This window comes from Protofrankia sp. CiP1_Cm_nod1, assembly GCF_920888515.1.
Classification (GTDB): domain Bacteria; phylum Actinomycetota; class Actinomycetes; order Frankiales; family Frankiaceae; genus Protofrankia.
In genome coordinates this window covers 1-713 of the sequence record NZ_CAKKTM010000230.1, presented here as the reverse complement: position 1 = coordinate 713, position 713 = coordinate 1, and the positions used below count along the sequence as shown (strand labels likewise).

The window sequence follows — 713 nt, the reverse complement described above, 5'->3', positions numbered from 1 at the left end:
CCGTGCTGGCCCCCGGCGGCCAGCTCGTCTTCGAATGCGGTGGGCACGGGAACATCGCGAACGTCAGCCGCGCCATCGACAGCCTGGTCGACGACGTGCCGGACGTGTGGAACTTCGCCGACGTCGCCGGGACGCGGGCCCGGCTGCGGGCCGCCGGCTTCGTCGACGCCGAGGTGGCGCTGGTGGCGGACCCGGCGGTCTTCCCCGACGACGACCTGCTGCTGCGCTACCTGGAAACGGTCGTCCTCGGCTCTCATCTCGACCGGCTGCCGCTCGACGAACGGGCCGCGTTCACCCGGGCGGTCGCCGAGCGCCTGCCCGAGCCCGTCGTCGACTACGTACGGCTGACCGTCCGCGCCGTGCGAGGCAACCATCCGGACCTGCAGTGCGCGCCGGCCTGACCGCGCCCCGCGGAACACAGTGCCCCGCGGAACACAGTTCCGTCCGCCCGCCGGGGCCGGCCCGGCCAGCCGTCTCATCGATCATCTAGAGCGCCGGCCAGGTAACCATACGTATCCCCACAAACAGTGGCACACTTCGATGGACGCCGGCCACCGGAGAAGATCGGCATAATTTTGTCGTTGTGTACGCTTTTGCGGCCAAAAAGCGTACACAACGACAAACTCTCCTGGATCATGACCTGTGCGGCCGGCCGTGGATGGGATCCGCGCTACCTGACCGGCGCCCTAGATCATCTTGGCTGGCTCGGCCAG

The 713-nt window shown here is 68.9% G+C and carries 1 protein-coding gene and 1 pseudogene; both read left to right on the top strand.

The window, feature by feature from the left end:
* Window positions 1-401, top strand: a pseudogene (locus NBX02_RS10605) (class I SAM-dependent methyltransferase); the annotation flags it as partial.
* A 126-nt stretch (window positions 402-527) separates the two neighbouring features.
* Window positions 528-713 (top strand): hypothetical protein (locus NBX02_RS10600; RefSeq protein ID WP_250291165.1); only part of this gene is annotated, 186 nt, incomplete at its 3' end.